Origin of the sequence: Streptomyces sp. URMC 129, from assembly GCF_051386415.1 — a bacterium.
GTDB lineage: Bacteria > Actinomycetota > Actinomycetes > Streptomycetales > Streptomycetaceae > Streptomyces.
In genome coordinates, this window is the sequence record NZ_JBPQTQ010000042.1 from 24,171 (window position 1) to 41,414 (window position 17,244).

15 protein-coding genes and 1 pseudogene are annotated in these 17,244 nt (G+C 74.3%); 12 read left to right on the forward strand and 4 right to left on the reverse strand.

The window, feature by feature from the left end:
* The first annotated feature begins 87 nt into the window (after positions 1-87).
* From ACSNOC_RS11460 to ACSNOC_RS11475, 4 genes are read left to right on the forward strand one after another with little or no spacing between them, the layout of a single operon-like run.
* On the forward strand, positions 88-2,835 hold the full coding sequence (locus tag ACSNOC_RS11460) for a bifunctional acetate--CoA ligase family protein/GNAT family N-acetyltransferase (protein ID WP_436747242.1): 2,748 nt from the start codon (positions 88-90) through the stop codon (positions 2,833-2,835).
* Positions 2,836-2,883: 48 nt separating this feature from the next.
* The gene (locus tag ACSNOC_RS11465; protein ID WP_326596149.1) at positions 2,884-3,471 is read left to right on the forward strand and encodes a DUF5998 family protein; all 588 of its coding nucleotides are present in this window, start codon (positions 2,884-2,886) and stop codon (positions 3,469-3,471) included.
* Positions 3,468-4,694: an alkaline phosphatase family protein gene (locus ACSNOC_RS11470; RefSeq protein WP_436747243.1), complete on the forward strand. Its 1,227-nt coding sequence runs from the start codon at positions 3,468-3,470 to the stop codon at positions 4,692-4,694. Before ACSNOC_RS11465 ends, ACSNOC_RS11470 begins: the two co-directional genes overlap by 4 nt.
* A gap of 16 nt (positions 4,695-4,710) precedes the next feature.
* Positions 4,711-5,385: a thymidine kinase gene (locus ACSNOC_RS11475; protein ID WP_436747244.1), complete on the forward strand. Its 675-nt coding sequence runs from the start codon at positions 4,711-4,713 to the stop codon at positions 5,383-5,385.
* 55 nt (positions 5,386-5,440) lie between these two features.
* On the opposite strand, the gene ACSNOC_RS11480 is transcribed toward ACSNOC_RS11475, so the two are convergent.
* Positions 5,441-6,172 carry a VOC family protein gene (locus ACSNOC_RS11480; RefSeq protein ID WP_436747245.1) on the reverse strand — a complete coding sequence of 244 codons (732 nt, stop codon included), beginning with the start codon at positions 6,170-6,172 and terminating at the stop codon, positions 5,441-5,443.
* 141 nt (positions 6,173-6,313) lie between these two features.
* On the opposite strand from ACSNOC_RS11480, the gene ACSNOC_RS11485 reads away from it, so the two are divergent.
* A complete protein-coding gene (locus ACSNOC_RS11485) occupies positions 6,314-7,153 on the forward strand; it encodes a sulfurtransferase (protein ID WP_436747246.1) in 840 nt (279 codons plus the stop codon).
* A 27-nt stretch (positions 7,154-7,180) separates the two neighbouring features.
* On the opposite strand, the gene sepH is transcribed toward ACSNOC_RS11485, so the two are convergent.
* Entirely contained in the window at positions 7,181-8,191 is a 1,011-nt protein-coding gene (sepH, locus tag ACSNOC_RS11490) for a septation protein SepH (protein ID WP_436747247.1), read from the reverse strand.
* A 502-nt stretch (positions 8,192-8,693) separates the two neighbouring features.
* Here sepH and ACSNOC_RS11495 point away from each other — a divergent pair.
* The 5 genes and pseudogenes from ACSNOC_RS11495 (at position 8,694) to ACSNOC_RS11515 (ending at position 13,691) form a co-directional block, all read left to right on the forward strand.
* Complete coding sequence (locus ACSNOC_RS11495) at positions 8,694-9,824, forward strand: ferrochelatase (protein ID WP_436747248.1); 1,131 nt, start codon at positions 8,694-8,696, stop codon at positions 9,822-9,824.
* Positions 9,825-9,855: 31 nt separating this feature from the next.
* A pseudogene (locus ACSNOC_RS11500) lies at positions 9,856-10,710 on the forward strand (inositol monophosphatase family protein); the annotation flags it as partial.
* 474 nt (positions 10,711-11,184) lie between these two features.
* The gene (locus ACSNOC_RS11505) at positions 11,185-11,838 is read left to right on the forward strand and encodes a response regulator transcription factor (protein WP_436747253.1); all 654 of its coding nucleotides are present in this window, start codon (positions 11,185-11,187) and stop codon (positions 11,836-11,838) included.
* A 51-nt stretch (positions 11,839-11,889) separates the two neighbouring features.
* Positions 11,890-13,119, forward strand: a complete 1,230-nt coding sequence (locus ACSNOC_RS11510; protein WP_436747249.1) for a sensor histidine kinase — start codon at positions 11,890-11,892, stop codon at positions 13,117-13,119.
* Between the two features lie 272 nt (positions 13,120-13,391).
* Positions 13,392-13,691: a DUF4193 domain-containing protein gene (locus ACSNOC_RS11515; RefSeq protein ID WP_059011443.1), complete on the forward strand. Its 300-nt coding sequence runs from the start codon at positions 13,392-13,394 to the stop codon at positions 13,689-13,691.
* A 21-nt stretch (positions 13,692-13,712) separates the two neighbouring features.
* Here the strand turns inward: ACSNOC_RS11515 and ACSNOC_RS11520 are convergent, their stop codons facing one another.
* Positions 13,713-14,165 (reverse strand): DUF3093 domain-containing protein, encoded by a 453-nt coding sequence (locus ACSNOC_RS11520; RefSeq protein WP_436747250.1) that lies wholly within the window; start codon positions 14,163-14,165, stop codon positions 13,713-13,715.
* 67 nt (positions 14,166-14,232) lie between these two features.
* On the opposite strand from ACSNOC_RS11520, the gene dut reads away from it, so the two are divergent.
* Positions 14,233-14,745 (forward strand): dUTP diphosphatase, encoded by a 513-nt coding sequence (gene dut, locus ACSNOC_RS11525; protein ID WP_436747254.1) that lies wholly within the window; start codon positions 14,233-14,235, stop codon positions 14,743-14,745.
* A gap of 1 nt (position 14,746) precedes the next feature.
* Positions 14,747-15,517 (forward strand): DUF3710 domain-containing protein, encoded by a 771-nt coding sequence (locus tag ACSNOC_RS11530; RefSeq protein ID WP_436747251.1) that lies wholly within the window; start codon positions 14,747-14,749, stop codon positions 15,515-15,517.
* A 213-nt stretch (positions 15,518-15,730) separates the two neighbouring features.
* Here ACSNOC_RS11530 and ACSNOC_RS11535 read toward each other — a convergent pair whose 3' ends face one another.
* Positions 15,731-16,693, reverse strand: coding sequence for an IS481 family transposase (locus ACSNOC_RS11535; protein WP_436747252.1), 963 nt, complete (start codon positions 16,691-16,693; stop codon positions 15,731-15,733).
* Positions 16,694-17,244 lie beyond the last annotated feature (551 nt).

Sequence of the window (17,244 nt, forward strand, 5' to 3'; positions counted from 1 at the left end):
CCTCCGGGGTGGTTCAGTTTCGCGAGCGGTCGTCGCGGACGGTGCGCGACGCTGCCGTCCGGACAGGGTCAACCGTACGCTGAACCCATGCGGACGCCCGCCCAGCCTCACTACCCCGCCCACTGGGAGGCCGACGTGGTGCTCCGCGACGGCGGCACCGCGCACATTAGGCCCATCACCCCGGCGGACGCCGACCGCCTGGTCAGCTTCTACGAGCGGGTGTCCGACGAGTCGAAGTACTACCGGTTCTTCGCGCCCCACCCCCGGCTGTCCGCCCGCGACGTGCACCGCTTCACCCACCACGACTACGTGGACCGGGTCGGCCTGGCCGCCACCGTCGGCGACGAGTTCCTCGCGACCGTCCGCTACGACCGCGTGGACGAGGAGGGGCGACCCGCCTCCGGCGGCGCCGATCGCGCGGAGGTCGCGTTCCTCGTGCAGGACGCCCACCAGGGCCGGGGCGTGGCCTCCGCCCTCCTCGAACACATCGCCGCCGTCGCCAGGGAGCGCGGCATCCGCCGCTTCGAGGCCGAGGTGCTGCCCGCCAACACCAAGATGATCAAGGTGTTCACGGACGCCGGCTACTCCCAGCGCCGCTCCTTCGCGGACGGCTCCGTCCACCTCACCCTCGACCTGGAGCCCACCGCCGAGTCGGTCGCCGTCATGCGCGCGCGGGAGCAGCGCGCCGAGGCCCGGTCCGTGCAGCGGCTGCTCGCCCCCGGCAGCGTCGCCGTCATCGGCGCCGGCCGCCGCCCCGGCGGGGCCGGGCGGACGGTACTCGCCGGGCTGCTCGGCGGCGGCTTCACCGGCGAGGTGTACGCGGTCAACGCCGCCCTCGACCCGGGCCGGACCGTGCTGGAGGGCGTGCCCGCCTTCCGCTCGGTGCGCGACATCGCCGCCCCCGTCGACCTGGCCGTCCTCGCCGTGCCCGCCGACCGGGTCGCGGAGGTGGTGGCCGAGTGCGGCGAGCACGGGGTGCAGGGCCTGGTCGTGCTGGCCGCCGGGCACAGCCGCGAGGAGCAGCGCGAGCTGGTGCACCTGGCCCGCTCGTACGGCATGCGGATCATCGGACCGAACGCGTTCGGTGTGATCAACACCGCGCCCGCCGTCCGGCTCAACGCCAGCCCCGCCCCGCGCCTGCCCAGCGCCGGGCGGATCGGCCTGTTCACCCAGTCCGCCGCCATCGGCATCGCGGTCCTGGACGAGCTGGAGCGGCGCGGCGCCGGTCTGTCCACCTTCCTCTCCGCGGGCAACCGGGCCGACGTGTCCGGCAACGACGCCCTTCAGTACTGGTACGAGGACCCGGCCACCGATGTCGTCCTCATGTATCTGGAATCCGTGGGCAACCCGCGGAAGTTCACCCGCGTCGCCCGCCGCAGCGCCGCCGCGGGCAAGCCGGTCGTGGTGGTGCGCGGCGGACGGCACAGCGGCGGCGCGCCCCCGCACGGTCACGCCGTGCCGGCCGGTCACGCCCCCGAGGGCACCGTCTCGGCCCTGCTCAGCCAGGCCGGCGTGATCGAGGCCGACACCGCCGTGGAACTGGTCGACACCGGGCTCCTCCTCGCCCGCCAGCCGCTGCCCCGGGGCCCGAACGTCGCGGTCGTCGGCAACGCCGAGGCCCTCGGCCTGATCGCCCACGACGCCTGCCGCGCCCAGGGGCTGCGCCCGCTGCCGCTGGCCAGCCTCGGCCCCGGCGCGACGCCCGCCGACTACCACCGGGCGCTGTCCGGCGCACTGGCCGACCCCGGCGTGGACGCCGTCGTGGTCACCGCGCTGCCCATCGTCGGGGAGGACACCCGGGTCACCCACGACCTCGACCTGATGGCCGCCCTGCACCTGGCCGTGGCCGACGCCAAGGCCGACAAGCCCGTCGTCGTCACCCACCTCGCCCTGGAGGAGCTGGCCGCGGCCCTCAACGCCCAGGGCATGCCCGCCTACCCCTCCGCCGAGCGGGCCGTCCGCGCCCTGGCCCAGGCCGTCCGGCACGCCGAGTGGCGCGCCCGGGCCGCCGAACCGGGCCGCGTCCCGGAGTTCGACGACATCCACGAGCAGGTCGCCGCCCGGCTGCTCGCCGACGTCGTCGGCCCCGCCGCTCCCGCCGCCCCGGCCGCTGCCGCCGTGCCGCCCGAGCCCGGCGGCGCCCTGCCCGGCACCGCCCTCGGCCAGGAGCGCACCCGCCTCCTGCTCGGCGCCTACGGCATCCCGGTCCAGCCCGCGCTGCCCGCCCCCGACGTGGACACCGCCGCCGCGGCGGCCCGCCGGATCGGCTTCCCGGTCGCCCTGAAGACCACGGCCCCCTGGTTGCGGCACCGGTCCGACCTGGGCGGCGTCCGGCTCGGCATCGCCACCGAGCCCGAGCTGCGCCGGTCCTACGCCGAGCTGACCGGGCAGCTCGGGAACCCCGCCGAGCTGCAGCCCGTCGTGCAGGCGATGGTGCCCCGCGGCGTGGACACCGTGGTGCGGGCCGCCGTCGACCCGGCCATCGGCGCCGTCCTCTCCTTCGGCCTGGCCGGACCGCCCTCGGAGCTGCTGGGCGACCTCGCTCACCGGCTGCTGCCCGTCACCGACCGGGACGCCGCCGAACTGGTCCGCTCGATCCGGGCCGCCCCCATGCTGTTCGGCTGGCGCGGCGCCCGCCCGGTCGACACCGCCGCGCTGGAGGAGCTGCTGCTGCGCCTCGGACGCCTGGTGGACGACCGGCCCGAGATCTCCGCGGTCGAACTGGAGCCGGTCGTCGTCGCCCCGCGCGGCGCGACCGCGCTGGCCGCGACGGTGTGGGTGGCGCCGCCGCCCCCGCGCGCGGATCTGGGCCCGCGTCGGCTCCCCGCGTACTGACCGCCGACGACTCCTCCGGGGTCCGGGCCGCCCCTTAGGATGGGGCGCATGGCGAAGACCGGTACGACGTCCCAGGGGCTGCGGGAGGCGATCGAGCGCAGTGGGTACTACCCCGCGCTGGTCGCCGAGGCGGTGGAGGCTGCCGTGGGCCGCGAGCCCGTCGTCTCCTTCCTGGTCCACCAGGAGACGACCTTCGACAGCAACGAGGTGCGCCGGCACGCCACGGTCCTCGTGCTGACCGGCACCCGCTTCATCGTCAGCCACACCGACGAGCAGTCCGCCGACAGCACGGCGCCCGCGCCCTACGCCACCACCTCCACGGAATCCGTGAAGCTCTCCCGGATCTCCTCCGTCGTCATCAGCCGCGTCGTCGCCGACCCCCAGTCGTACGTGCCGGGCACCGTGCCCCGGGAGGTCGTGCTGACCATCGGCTGGGGCGCCGTCTCCCGCATCGACATGGAGCCCGCGAGCTGCGGCGACCCCAACTGCGAGGCCGACCACGGGTACACGGGCTCGACCACCGCCGACGACCTCTCGCTGCGCATCAGCGAGGCGGGCGACGGCCCCGAGACGGTGCGCCAGACCCTGGAGTTCGCCCAGGCCCTCTCCGAGGCCACCGCGGTGACCGGGAGGTGACCCTCTCCCCGCCGGGCAGAGGGTCGCACGCCCCGCCGCCCCCCGACCAGGACCCCGAGCCGCTGGACCCGCGCGGGGCGCCCGCGCCGCGGTACGGGTCCGGCTCGCTGGCCGACGTGCTGCCCGCCGCCGCGGCCGGTCTGGGGGTCCCGGGCATGGCCTCCGGGCTGCGCCTGCCGCCCGCGGACCGGGTCTGCCTCTTCCTCGTCGACGGGCTCGGCTGGGAGGCGCTGCGCGCGCACCCGGAGGCGGCCCCGTTCCTCACCTCCCTGCTGCCCACCTCGCGGGCCGGCGCCGGCGAGCCGATCACCGCCGGGTTTCCCTCCACGACGGCCACCTCGCTCGCCTCCGTCGGCACCGGGCTCGCCCCCGCCGCCCACGGCCTGGCCGGGTACAAGGTGCTCGACCCGGCCTCCGGCCAGGTGATGAACCAGCTCCGCTGGGACCCGTGGACGGACCCCAGGCTGTGGCAGCCCCACCCCACCGTCTTCCAGCTCGCGCACGCCGCGGGCGTCGCCGCCTCCCAGGTCTCCACCCCGCACTTCGAGCACACGCCGCTCACCCGGGTCGCGCTCTCCGGCGGCACGTTCCTCGGCCGCCTCGACGCGGGGGAGCGCATGGACCTCGCCGCGCGCCGCCTCGCCGTCGCGGACCGCGCTCTCGTCTACACCTACTACGCGGAGCTGGACGCCACCGGCCACCGCTTCGGCGTGGACTCCGACGCCTGGCGGCGCGAGCTGCGCTACGTGGACGGGCTCGCCCAGCGGCTCGCGGAGCAGCTGCCGCCCCGCTCGGTGCTGTACATCACGGCCGACCACGGCATGGTCGACGTGGCGTCGGCCGGCGAGGCCCGGTTCGACTTCGACGACGACTGGGAGCTGCGGGCCGGGGTCGCCCACCTCGGCGGCGAGGGCCGCGCCCGCCACCTGTACGCGGTGCCCGGTGCCGCGCCCGACGTGTACGCGGTCTGGCGCGAGGTGCTGGCCGGGCACGCGTGGGTGGTGACCCGGGACGAGGCCGTGGAGCTGGGCTGGTTCGGGCCGCCCGGCGCCGGGATGGAGCCGCGGGTGCGCTCCCGCGTCGGTGATGTGGTGGTGGCGATGACCGGCACCGCCTGCGTCGTCGCCAGCACGTCGGAGCCCCACGAGTCCGCCCTCGTCGGCATGCACGGCTCGGTGACCCCGGCCGAGCAGCTCGTCCCGCTCCTCGAAGTACGAACCTGACCTGGAGCCCGTACCGTTGCCTGAACTCGCCTTCTTCTCCGGCACGATGGACTGCGGGAAGAGCACGCTGGCCCTGCAGATCCAGCACAACCGCTCCGCCCGCGGCCTGTCGGGCATGATCTTCACCCGCAACGACCGGGCGGGGGAGGGCCGGCTGTCCTCGCGGCTCGGCCTGGTCACCGACGCCGTCGAGGCCGACGAGGGCTTCGACTTCCACGCCCACCTGGTGAAGCACCTGACGGCGGGCGGGCGCGTGGACTACGTGATCGCCGACGAGGCGCAGTTCCTGTCGCCCGCGCAGGTCGACCAGCTCGCGCGGGTCGTGGACGACCTGGGCATCGACGTGTACGCGTTCGGCATCACCACCGACTTCAGGACCAGGCTCTTCCCCGGCTCGCAGCGGCTGATCGAGCTGGCCGACCGCGTCGAGGTGCTCCAGGTCGAGGCACTGTGCTGGTGCGGGGCGCGCGCCACGCACAACGCGCGCACGGTCGGCGGCCGGATGGTGGTCGAGGGCGCGCAGGTGGTCGTGGGCGATGTCGGTACGCGCGGCGAGGTCGGCTACGAGGTGCTGTGCCGACGGCACCACCGCCGCCGGCTGACGGCCGCGGCGGCGGGCGCCGGAGCGCTCTCCCCGGACGTGCTGCCCGCCGACGGCGTGCCTCCGCAGCTCGGCACGGCCAGGGCCTGAGACGGGCCGGTGCGGTCGGCCAGGACCGCGGCCGGCCGCACCCGCCCGCCGGTGATCAGGACCGCGCGGGGCGGAGCACCGCGAAGGGGGCGCCCTCCCGGTCGGCGACCCGGGCCCACAGCCCGAAGGACGACTCCTCGGGCTCGCTGAGCTGCCGCCCGCCGAGGGCGGCGACGCGGCGCAGGGCCTCGTCGACGTCCGGCACCGAGAAGTACGTCAGCCAGTGCGGACCCCGGTCGTGCGGCAGGGCGGCGCCGCCCACGCCGCGGATCCCGGCGACCTTGTGGCCCTCCAGGTGCAGCGCCAGGTAGTCCAGGTCCTCCGGCGCGCCGGGCACGGGCAGCGTGTCGTAGCCGAAGACCACCGAGTAGAACTTGCTGACGCCCGAGGTGTCGGCGGCGATCAGCTCGTTCCAGCAGGGGGCGCCCGTCTGCCCCTGGATCGGGCCGTACTTGCGCGGCCCGCCCTGCCAGACGCCGAACGAGGCACCGCCGACGTCCGCGGCAATGGCCAGCCGGCCGACCTGGTCGACCTCCAGCGGGCCGACCGCCACCGTGCCGCCGCAGTCGCGGATCAGCATCGCCGTGGCGTCGGCGTCGGTCGTGGCGATGTACGGCAGCCACGCCACCAGGCGCCGCACCCCCTGCGCGATCTCACCGAGTCCCGCGACCGGACGGCCGTCCACGACGGCCTGCACATACGGACCGAGCTGCGCCGGCCCCTCCTCGAACTCCCAGCCGAACAACGAGCGGTAGAACTCCTGGCTCGCGGCCAGGTCGTGGACCATCAGACTTACCCAGCGGTGCGTTCCGGAAACCGGCGGACTCGCTGCTTCGGTCATCCTCGTCTCTTCTCCTGTAGGACCATCGCGCCACTGCCGTTACTCGTACAGACCAGTCTCCCCCCGAATACGGAGAGAATGGCCCCCATGACAGCAATGATCTCCACCGCCCGGCTCGCCGCCGCACTCGGCCCCGGGACGGCGCCGGACGAGCGGCCCGTTCTGCTCGACGTGCGCTGGCAGCTCGGCGGCCCGCCCGGCCGGCCCGCGTACGCGCGGGGCCACCTGCCCGGCGCGGTCTACGTGGACCTGGACACCGAGCTGGCGGGCCCGCCCGGCCCCGGCGGCCGGCATCCGCTGCCCGACCCCGGGGTCTTCGGCGCCGCGATGCGCCGCGCGGGTGTCTCGCACGACCGCCCGGTCGTGGTCTACGACGGCGGGCAGGGCTGGGGCGCCGCGCGGGCCTGGTGGCTGCTGCGCTGGACCGGGCACGAGCGGGTGCGGGTGCTGGACGGCGGGCTGGCCGCGTGGGACGGCGAGCTGACCACCGAGGAGCCCGCGCCGGCCGAGGGCGACTTCACGCCCAGGCCCGGGGCGCTGCCCGTGCTGGACGCGGACGCGGCGGCCCGGCTGGCCACGACCGGGGTGCTGCTCGACGCCAGGGCGGGGGAGCGGTACCGGGGCGAGGTGGAGCCGGTCGATCCGGTCGGCGGGCACATCCCCGGCGCCCGGTCGGCGCCGACCACGGAGAACGTCGGCCCGGACGGACGGCTGCGGCCGGCGGCGGAGCTGGCCGCGCGCTTCGCGGAGCTGGGCGCGGTGCCGGGCGCCGAGGTGGGCGTCTACTGCGGCTCGGGCGTCTCCGGCGCCCACGAGGTGCTGGCGCTCGCCGTGGCGGGCGTCGAGGCGGCGCTGTACCCCGGGTCGTGGAGCGAGTGGACCGCCGACCCCGGGCGCCCTGTCGCCAGGGGCCCGGAGCCGGGCTGACCGGTCCGCCCGGCCTTTCCGGTCCGCTCAGTCCTTCTTCTTGCGGCGGGTGCCGAACACGATCTCGTCCCAGCTCGGCACGGCCGCCCGGCGGCCGGGGCGGACGCCGTCCGCCTCGGCCTGGCGGTCGGTGCTGCCGGTCAGGCGGTCCCGGTGGCCGCCCACCGAGCGCGGCATGAGCACGTCCGCGTACGTGGACCCGGCGCTGGCCGCCGGCGCGGCGCCCCCGAGGGCCGCCTCCTCGTCGTCGGCCTCGTCCCCGGTGCCCGGGGCCGCGACCGAGGCCGCCGGCGGCCCGGCCTGCTCGGGTACGACCAGGTCGCCCCGGAAGCTGGGGACCGCCTCCAGCAGGCTGGTGAGCGAGTCGGTGTCGCTCTCGCTCGACGTGCGCGGCGCGGGCGGGCGGTCGCCCTCCCGGGGCAGCCGGGCGATGCGTGGCACGAACGGCGTGCTCGGCTCCGGCGTGTCGTCCGTCTCGCCCAGCAGCGAACGAGCCTCGTCGTCCACGGCCTGCACCAGGCGCCGCGGCGGGTCGTACGTCCAGCTCGCCGAGTGCGTCTCGCCGGCCACCCGGTAGACGAGCAGCACCTCCCAGGTGCCGTCGTCCCGGCGCCAGGAGTCCCAGCGCACCGCGTCCTTCTCGGCGCCGCGCAGCATCAGGCGCTCGGCGACCGCGTCGCCGAGCTGCGGCCCGGCCGTCTCGCCGGGGCGCCGCAGCGGCGTCTTGCGGGCGCGCTCCGCCATGAAGGCGCGCTCGGCCAGCACCGGGCCCTCGAAGCGGCGCACCCGCTCCACGGGGATGCCGGCGAACTGGGCCACTTCCTCGGCCGTCGCGCCGGCTCGTATCCGCGCCTGGATGTCGCGCGGACGCAGATGGTTCTCGACCTCGATCTCGATCTGGCCGAGCCGCGCCCTGTCGTTCCGGACGGCGGCGCGCAGCCGCTCGTCGATGGGAAGCGTGTATTCCGTGTTGTCGGCAGCCTTGAGCACCAGGCGTGTGCCGTCATTGCTCACGGCCACGACACGCAGTTCGGGCACGAGGACCTCCCGGTGGTGCCTGCCGACGTCACGTACGTCGCTGCTCCCGCTAGACGAGTGTGACTTGCCCGGGCGCAGCCTGCCACAACCTTGCCGACTTGCCCGGCGTGTCGGGCCATGGTCTTGAGCCGCGGTTATGGCACAGTCACCACTTTGCCACGTGCGGTGACCGGCGCGAGCTTCGCTGCACGCGTGGGCCGCAGGGACCAGGACCAAGGGAGCTTCACACTACTCCATTAGGGCCTGAACGGGGCGGGCGCCGCGCCGGGAAGTGCTCGCCGGGCAAGGGAGTTGGCGTGTCCGCCCGCGGCAGACATGGGCCGCAAGGCGCCCAGAAGCCGCAAAACCCGACCTATCGCCACGCGACGGAAGCCACTTGCGGGGATGACGTGCAGGGAGTGTGCGCATACGGCCGAATGGGGGAATCCGGGGCGAGCGGGGCGTGCGCACCGGCGATCGGCACCCGGCGGGACGCGGTCCGTTGGTGGCAGGATGCGGAGACATGGACCGCGCCATCGACCCGCATCCCTATGACGCCCTGCTGCTGCTCTCCTTCGGCGGCCCCGAAGGCCCGGACGACGTCCTGCCGTTCCTGGAGAACGTCACCCGCGGGCGCGGCATCCCGCGCGAGCGGCTGGCCGAAGTCGGCGCCCACTACCACCTGTTCGGCGGTGTGAGCCCGATCAACGAGCAGAACAGGACCCTGCTCGCCGCGCTCCGCTCCGACTTCGCCGAGCACGGCCTGGACCTGCCCGTCTACTGGGGCAACCGCAACTGGGCCCCCTACGTCACCGACACCTTCCGCGAGATGGCCGCCGACGGCCGCCGCCGCGTCCTGACCCTCACCACCAGCGCCTACGCCTCCTACTCCGGCTGCCGCCAGTACCGCGAGGACCTGGCGGCGGCCCTGGCGGCGCTGCGGGCCGAGGGGCTGGAACTGCCGCGCGTCGACAAGCTGCGGCACTACTACAACCATCCCGGCTTCCTGGAGACCGTGACCGACGGCGTGCTGGCCGCCCTGGACCGGCTACCGGAGCGGGCGCGGGACGGCGCCCACCTGGCGTTCACCACCCACTCCATCCCGGAGTCCGCCGCCGAGACCTCGGGCCCCCCGGTCGGCCACGGCCCGGCGGGCGGCGCGTACGTCGCCCAGCACCTGGACGCCGCCCGCGTCGTCGCCCGCGCGGTGCGCGAGGCCACCGGCACCGACCACCCGTGGGAGCTGGTCTACCAGTCGCGCAGCGGCGCGCCGCACATCCCGTGGCTCGAACCGGACATCACCGACCACCTCAGGGCCCTGCACGCCAAGGGCGTGCCGGGCGTGGTCATGGTCCCGATCGGTTTCGTCTCGGACCACATGGAGGTGCGGTACGACCTGGACACCGAGGCCAGGGGGACGGCGGAGGAGCTGGGCCTGCCGGTCGAGCGGTCCGCCACGGTCGGCGCCGATCCGCGCTTCGTGGCGGCCCTGCGCGACCTGGTGCTGGAGCGCGCGGCCGAGGAGCGCGGCGAGACCCCGCGGCGCCCGGCCCTCGGCGCGCTGGGCCCCTGCCACGACGTCTGCCCGGTGGGCTGCTGCCCGGGCCGCCTGCCCAAGCCCGCCGCCGCGGGCGCCGACAGCCCGTACGCGTGAGCCACGACGAAGAGCAGGAGAGCACCCCACCATGTCCGACCGCGCCACGTCCGACCGAGCCGCCGCCGACCCGGCCGCGGCCGGACTCGCCGGAGAACTGCTCGCGCTGGCCCAGGAGGCCGCCGCGCGGGCCGGCCGGCTGCTGCGCGACGGCCGCCCCGCCGACCTGGGCGTGGCGGCCACCAAGTCCAGCCCCATCGACATCGTCACCGAGATGGACGTCGCGGCCGAGAAGCTGATCACCGGCTTCCTGGCGGAGCGGCGCCCGGACGACGGGTTCCTCGGCGAGGAGGGCGGCGTCAGCGGTGGTGTCAGCGGCGGCGGCAGCGGCGTGCGCTGGGTCATCGACCCGCTCGACGGCACCGTCAACTACCTGTACGGCCTGCCCACGTGGGCGGTCTCCATCGCCGCCGAGCTGGACGGCGAGGTGGTGGCCGCCGTGGTCGAGGCGCCGATGCGCGGCGAGACCTACCGGGCCGTGCTGGGCGGCGGCGCCGAGCGGCTGCGGCCGGACGCCGCGCCCGAGCCGCTGCGCCCGCGCCCCTCGCCGCCGCTGGACCAGGCGCTGATCGGCACCGGCTTCAACTACGTCGCCACCGTCCGTTCCGCCCAGGCCGCCGTCGCGCAGCGGCTGATCCCCCGGGTCCGGGACATCCGCCGCTCCGGCTCGGCCGCGGTCGACCTGTGCGACGTGGCCGGCGGCCGGCTGGACGGCTTCTACGAGCGCGGCCTCGCGCCCTGGGACCTGGCCGCCGGGGATCTCATCGCCCGCGAGGCCGGCGCCCTGACCGGCGGCCGGCCCGGGCAGCGGCCGGGCAACGACCTGACGGTCGCCGCGAGCCCGGGGATCTTCGCCGTGCTCCAGCCGCTCCTGGACGAGCTCGGCGGCAAGTCGGCGCAGGTCGTCCAGCTCGGCCTGCTCGACGTCCATCGTGAACACATCTCCGGCCTCACGAGCGCGGTGCAGATCGGACTCGGTGTTCTCGATGCGCTGCAGGATTCCAGCGGTGAACGCGTCCAAGGTGCGCCCCCTCGTCTTCGATCGGCGGCACTGGGGGGTGCCGGGGGTGGGTGCGACCACAGCGGACCCCCTGGAAAGGTCGGCAGCGCAGGGCGGCTTACCGCCTACAAGGGGTGGGTCGCGGGGTTGTGGAGCTTCCTCCCCGATGCGCTCACGGCGGAAACCTGTCCGCAACAAAATTCACCGCCGGCCGGTCCCGCGGCCTCCCCGCGGCCGTCGTCGCCCGCCCCCGCGGGCCCGGCCCTTACCGGTGATTTACGGGGGGCCGGGGCAGGATGGGACGGACGGGGGCGGCAGGCAGCGGGTCCTGCCCCGGGGTCTGACGAGGAAGGACAGGACGTGCGCGTACTCGTCGTCGAGGACGAGCAATTGCTCGCTGACGCGGTGGCCACCGGGCTGCGCCGCCAGGCCATGGCGGTGGACGTGGTCTACGACGGGGCCGCCGCGACCGAGCGCGTCGATCTCAACGACTACGACGTGGTCGTCCTCGACCGCGATCTCCCCCTGGTCCACGGGGACGACGTCTGCCGCCACATCGTCGACAGCGGGCGCGCCACCCGGGTGCTGATGCTGACCGCCTCGGGCGACGTCAGCGACCGCGTGGAGGGCCTGGAGATCGGCGCGGACGACTATCTGCCGAAGCCGTTCGCGTTCAGCGAGCTGATCGCCCGGGTCCGTGCCCTCGGCCGCCGCGCCACCGCCCCGCTGCCGCCCGTGCTGGAGCGGTCGGGGATCAGGCTCGACCCGAACCGCCGGGAGGTCCTCCGGGACGGCAGGCAGGTGAACCTGGCGCCCAAGGAGTTCGCGGTGCTGGAGGTCCTGATGCGCAGCGAGGGCACGGTCGTCTCGGCCGAGCAACTCCTGGAGAAGGCGTGGGACGAGAACACCGACCCGTTCACCAACGTGGTCCGGGTCACCGTGATGACGCTGCGCCGCAAGCTGGGCAATCCGCCGGTGATCACCACCGTGCCCGGCGCGGGGTACCGGATCTGAGCCATGGCAGCCTCGTCCCCTCCCGGCCCCTCCCGGCCGCCCAATCCGCCGATGCCCGCGGCCCCGCCGAAGCCGCCGTGGGACCCGCGGGAGACGGACCAGCCGCACAGCTGGTTCCGGCCCACCATCCGCATCCGGCTGACCCTGCTCTACGGCGGGATGTTCCTGATCGCCGGGGTCGTGCTGCTGACGATCATCTATCTGCTGGCGGCCCAGGCCCTGGAGCGCGGCACCGCCCTGCCCATTGAGTTCAACGAGCCGCAGACGGACCTGACGATCGTCTCGGAGGGCTGCCCCCCGCTGCCCGAGTCGGTGACGAAGGAGGAGTTCACGCTCTGGTTCGAGAAGTGCACCGGCACCCAGCGCGCCATCGCCCTCGACCAGCTCCTGCGCAGCTCGCTCCTCGCGCTCCTCGGCCTCGCGGTGGCGGCGTTCGCCTTCGGCTACGTGATGGCCGGCCGGGTGCTCTCCCCGCTGGGCAGGATCACCCGCACCGCCCGCCGGGTGGCCGGGTCCGACCTGCACCGGCGGATCGAGCTGGACGGCCCCGACGACGAGCTCAAGGAGCTGGCGGACACCTTCGACGAGATGCTGGACCGGCTGGACCGGGCGTTCACCGCGCAGCAGCGCTTCGTCGCCAACGCCTCGCACGAGCTGCGCACCCCGCTGGCGATCAACCGGACCCTGCTGGAGGTCCAGCTTTCCGACCCGGACGCCTCCGCCGAGCTGATCCAGCTGGGGAACACCCTGCTGGCGACCAACGAGCGCAGCGAGCAGCTCGTGGAGGGCCTGCTGCTGCTCGCCCGCAGCGAGAACGAGCTGGTGGACCGCAAGCCGGTGGACCTGGCCGAGGTGGCCGGGCAGGCCGTCGAGCAGACCCGCGGCGAGGCCCACGCCAGGGGCGTGGAGATACGGGGGGCCCGGCCGCCGGTCCACGTCCAGGGGAACGGGGTGCTGCTGGAGCGGATCGCGCTGAACCTGGTGCAGAACGCGGTGCGGTACAACATTCCCGAGGGCGGCTGGGTCCGGGTGGATACGGAGGCCCGGCCAGGGCAGGCGGTTCTCGTGGTGGAGAATACGGGCCCGGTGGTGCCGGCCTACGAGATCGACAACATGTTCGAACCCTTTCGCAGGCTGCGCACCCAGCGCACGGGTAGCGACAAGGGAGTCGGTCTCGGGCTGTCCATCGTCCGGTCGGTGGCGCGCGCCCACGGCGGCTATGTCGTGGCCGAGCCGCGGGAGACCGGCGGGCTCGTCATGCGGGTGGCGATTCCGGTCTGACGGCAGGCCGCGACGGGAAAGAAGGAGATGTGATCAATCGCATACGCGGGCCCGTGGAAGCGGGCCCAAAGGGGTCGTAGCAGGCGTTTTCGCCGGTCCGCGGCCCGATCGGCAGCCGGAATGATCACCTCTTCAGGCGTTCGGTTGGGTGTCGATTGAGTAACACCACTTGATGTGAGGCAAAATCTCCGCCTCGGGTCGGGCACAAAGTCCGGCCCCCCGCGCGTTACGTGCGCTGGAGATACCACAGACACCCGGAGGGGGAGAACGAAATGGCAACCGACTACGACACTCCACGTAAGACCGACGATGACGTCAATGAGGACAGCATCGAGGAGCTGAAGGCCCGGCGGAACGACAAGTCGGCTTCCACGGTCGACGTGGACGAGTTCGAGCAGGCCGAGGGCCTGGAGCTGCCCGGGGCCGACCTCTCCAACGAGGAGTTGTCCGTCCGGGTGCTGCCGCGCCAGGCCGACGAGTTCACCTGCATGAGCTGCTTCCTGGTGCACCACCGTTCCCAGCTCGCCAGCGAGAAGGACGGTCAGCCGGTCTGCCGCGACTGCGCGGCGTGACCGCCGGCCCGCCGGACCGGGCTAGGCCGCGTCCGTGCGGGCGGCGGCCAGGGCCGCGGTCAGGCGGTCGGGACGGCGGGTCGACAAGTACAGATAGGGCGTCGGATCGTCCGGGTCCGTGACCTCCACCCGCACCGCCGTCGGAATATAGGCCCGCAGCAGCATATGAGCCCGGGCATCCGCACGATGGGTGCGCCAGGCGCGCGCCTCGTCGGCGTCGAGCGCCCGGGCCTCTCCCAGGGCGGCGAGGGGAATCCTGGCCTGGCCCGCGATCAGCGAGCCGGCCACGACCCGGATCCGCGCCGAGCCGTAGGTGCTCAGCGCCACTCCGGCCAGCGCGCCCCCCGCCGCCAGCCCGCACAGCAGCGGGACCGCCCCGAGCGGGGCCAGCGAGACCCCGAGCAGGAAGACGCCCAACGCGGCGATCGCCCACCAGGTCCGCGGAACGGTCAGTCGCTCGTCATACGGCTTCATAGGGCCAAGCATGGCAGGCTCGCCTCCCCTTCCCGCCGTCGGCGGTAGGGTCTGCATCGTGAGTGCCCTGAGCAGAGCCCCGGTTGACGTGCTGATCCGGCGGACCGACCCCGCGGTCCCGATCCCCACCCGGGCCCACCCCGGTGACGCGGGCGTCGACCTGGTGACCACCGAGGCCGCCGAGCTGGCGCCCGGCGAGCGCGCGGTCCTGCCCACCGGGGTTTCCATCGCCCTCCCCGACGGGTACGCCGCCTTCGTGCACCCGCGCTCCGGCCTCGCCGCCCGCTGCGGAGTCGCCATGGTCAACGCGCCCGGCACCATCGACGCCGGGTACCGTGGGGAGATCAAGGTCATCGTGATCAACCTGGACCCCCGGGAGACCGTGCGGTTCCAGCCATTCGACCGGGTCGCCCAGCTCGTCGTCCAGCGGGTCGAGACGGTGCGTTTCCACGAGGTCACGGAGCTGCCGGGCTCGGCGCGGGCCACGGGGGGTTTCGGCTCGACGGGCGGGCACGCGGAGGCGCACAACCCCTATGCTGCGGTCGGTCCCGGCGGGACTGCCGACCGGAAAGGACAATGACGTGTTCGGACGTCGTCGTAAGCGGAACGAGGAGCCAGAGGACGCGGTCGAGGCCACCGCCGAGGCGGAGGCCGCCGACGAGCCCGACGAGGCGGAGGTGCGCCGGGTCAGGCTGGAGCCGGCGCCCCGGCCGGACGGCCCCTGGGACGTGAGCGAGGTCGGCAATCCGTCCGAGGGCAGGGTCGACCTCGGGGGGCTGTTCGTGCCCGGAGTGCAGGGCATGGAACTGCGCGTCGAGGTCGCCGGGGACGCCATCGTCGCCGCCACCGTGGTGGTCAAGGACAGCGCCATCCAGCTCCAGGCGTTCGCCGCGCCGCGCCGCGAGGGCATCTGGTCCGAGGTCCGCGAGGAGATCGCGGCGGGCATCACGCAGCAGGGCGGCGTGATCGACGAGATCGAGGGCCCGCTCGGCTGGGAGCTGCGCGCGCGGGTGCCGGTGCAGCTTCCCGACGGCAAGCGCGGCATGCAGGTCGTGCGCTTCGTGGGCGTGGACGGCCCACGCTGGTTCCTGCGCGGCGTGATCTCCGGCCAGGGCGCGGTCCAGCCGCAGGCCGCCGGCCTGCTGGAGCAGATCTTCCGGGACACCGTCGTGGTCCGCGGCCAGGCGCCGATGGCGCCGCGCGACCCGATCGTCCTCAAGCTGCCGCAGGACGCGCAGATGGTCCCCGACGGCGTGAAGAAGGAGCAGGCCGCCGAGGGCGCCACGGTCTCCCGCTTCGCCGGCGGCCTGGACTCGCTCCGCCGCGGCCCGGAGATCTCCGAGGTCCGCTAGGGCCTGTCTTCCGGATCGTGGGGGCACCTCCCGGACGCCGGTCCGGGGGAGGATCAGGCCGCGGCGTCTGGCTCCCCCGGGCCCCTCGGGGGCCCGGGAGGTACCCCCATGCGCTGCCGCAGGGCGCCGGATCGCAGCTCGTACGGTGGGGGCACCTCCCAGCCGCCAGGCTGGGGGAGCGTCGTGGCCCCGCGAAGACCCGGAAGACAGGCCCTAGGTGTGTTGTCCCGGTAGGTTGGTGACGTGGCTGGCGGGGGTCTGGCCGCTGATGCCGGTGTGGGGTCGGTGGTAGTTGTACCAGTCCAGCCAGTCGGGAAACGCCGCTTGCCGTTGGGCTTCTGAGGTGTAGGGCCGGATGTAGGCCCACTCTTCGAGCAGGGTGCGGTGGAAGCGTTCGGCTTTGCCGTTGGTCTGGGGCCGCCAGGGGCGGGTCCAGCGCGGCTGGATGCCCAGGAGGCGGCAGGTGCCGCGCCAGGTGTTCCTGGTGTAGGCCCAGGCGTTGTCGGTCAGGACCCGTTCGATGGTGATGCCCTGGGTGGCGGACCAGGCGGCGGCTCGTTGCAGGAAGCCGGCGCAGGTGGCGGCCTTCTCATCGGGAAGGTGCTCGGTGTGGGCCAGGCGGGAGTGGTCGTCCAGGGCGGTGTGCAGGTAGGCGTATCCGGTGCCGTTGCGGCGGTCCTGGTTGGCCCGGCCGACCGCGCGGCCGAAGACCTTGTGGCCGCCGCCGTCGGGGATGCGGCCGAGTTTCTTGACGTCGATGTGGACGAGTTCGCCGGGCCGGGCACGTTCGTAGCGGCGCACGGGCTCGCCGGTGGCCCGGTCGCAAGCGGCCAGAGCGGGCAGGCCGTGCCGGACGAGGACGCGGTGGACGGTGGAAGCGGCGATGCCGCAGCGGGCGGCCAGCCGCACCGGCCCGATCCGGTGCTCGCGGCGCAGCCGCACCACCTGCTCCTCCACCTCGGCCGGCGTGCGGCGCGGCTGGTGGTGCGGGCGGCTGGAGCGGTCCTGCATCCCGGCCTCGCCCAGTCGGCGGTAGCGGTCGGCCCAGCGGGCGGCGGTGGTGTGGCTCACCTGGAAGCGTTCCGCCGCGCGGCGCAACGGCCAGCCGTCGTCCACGACACACCGGGCCAGACGCAGCCTGCCGGTCGGAGTCAGCGGGGCGTTACGGTGGGACACGAGGGCCTCCTGGACGTCGGTGCAGACTTCGCAATCCACACCGAAACCAGAAGGCCCTCACCTGTTCAAGCACCCAGCACGCGTGTCACCAACGTCCCGGAACAACACACCTAGCCCGTAACATTCCCTGACAGCAAGGCGGTTGAGCTGCCGCACACGGCGAGAGCGAGTGAACGAAACCGACCCCCCGACCGGACAAAACAGCAGGTGAACAAGTGTGGTCCCTGCGCACGCGGGGATGGTCCGCGCTGACGGCTGCCTGTTCGCCCCGGACGCCCGTGGTCCCTGCGCACGCGGGGATGGTCCCGCCGCCCAGGCGCTCTCGGGTCGTTCTCAGAGGTGGTCCCTGCGCACGCGGGGATGGTCCCCGCTCCCGACCTGCGCAAACGGCGGCGGCGACGTGGTCCCTGCGCACGCGGGGATGGTCCGGACGACCTCGGGCGCGAGGTGGAGATGTACGGGTGGTCCCTGCGCACGCGGGGATGGTCCGGACGACCTCGGGCGCGAGGTGGAGATGTACGGGTGGTCCCTGCGCACGCGGGGATGGTCCG

What these genes read in the sequence shown, in the direction of transcription:
- ACSNOC_RS11485 (WP_436747246.1), top strand. Translation starts at nt 6,314, where the DNA reads ATGACAGCAATGATCTCCACCGCCCGGCTCGCCGCCGCACTCGGCCCC.
- ACSNOC_RS11495 (WP_436747248.1), top strand. Translation starts at nt 8,694, where the DNA reads ATGGACCGCGCCATCGACCCGCATCCCTATGACGCCCTGCTGCTGCTC.
- ACSNOC_RS11510 (WP_436747249.1), top strand. Translation starts at nt 11,890, where the DNA reads ATGCCCGCGGCCCCGCCGAAGCCGCCGTGGGACCCGCGGGAGACGGAC.
- ACSNOC_RS11460 (WP_436747242.1), top strand. Translation starts at nt 88, where the DNA reads ATGCGGACGCCCGCCCAGCCTCACTACCCCGCCCACTGGGAGGCCGAC.
- ACSNOC_RS11465 (WP_326596149.1), top strand. Translation starts at nt 2,884, where the DNA reads ATGGCGAAGACCGGTACGACGTCCCAGGGGCTGCGGGAGGCGATCGAG.
- ACSNOC_RS11520 (WP_436747250.1), bottom strand. Translation starts at nt 14,165, where the DNA reads ATGAAGCCGTATGACGAGCGACTGACCGTTCCGCGGACCTGGTGGGCG.
- ACSNOC_RS11515 (WP_059011443.1), top strand. Translation starts at nt 13,392, where the DNA reads ATGGCAACCGACTACGACACTCCACGTAAGACCGACGATGACGTCAAT.
- ACSNOC_RS11480 (WP_436747245.1), bottom strand. Translation starts at nt 6,172, where the DNA reads ATGGTCCACGACCTGGCCGCGAGCCAGGAGTTCTACCGCTCGTTGTTC.